1 pseudogene is annotated in these 437 nt (G+C 63.2%); it reads left to right on the top strand.

Annotated features, from left to right (window positions below):
* Positions 1–437: pseudogene (locus CWM66_RS28595) on the top strand (hypothetical protein); the annotation flags it as partial.

Here is a 437-nt window from a genome sequence, read left to right as displayed (position 1 = left end):
CATCGACGCGGTCAACGAGTTCGACCCGATACTGGACCTGATGTACGACTACTGCGATGCGATGGAGCTGGACGTGGACACGTTGATCCACGAATCCGGCGCCGCGCAGCTGGAGGTCAATTTCACCCATGCCGATGCGCTCTCGCGCGCCGACCAGGTATTCCTGTTCAAGCGCACCATGCGCGAGGCGGCGATGCGTCACGGCGTGTACGCCACCTTCCTGGCCAAGCCGATGGAAACCGAGCCGGGCAGTGCGATGCACATCCACCAGAGCCTGCTCGATGCCAAGGGCCGCAACGTCTTCAGCGGCAAGCTGCACGATGGCCTGAGCCAGACCTTCCTGCATTACCTGGGCGGCCTGCAGAAGTACGTGCCGATGGCGATGGCGTTCTTCGCGCCGAACGTGAATTCCTACCGGCGCCTGGTGTTCGGCGAGG

The organism is Kosakonia sp. H7A, assembly GCF_003028445.1.
GTDB lineage: Bacteria > Pseudomonadota > Gammaproteobacteria > Enterobacterales > Enterobacteriaceae > Kosakonia > Kosakonia radicincitans.
The sequence above is the reverse complement of the archived record's forward strand: the minus strand, read 5'-3'. Positions and strand labels throughout refer to the sequence as shown.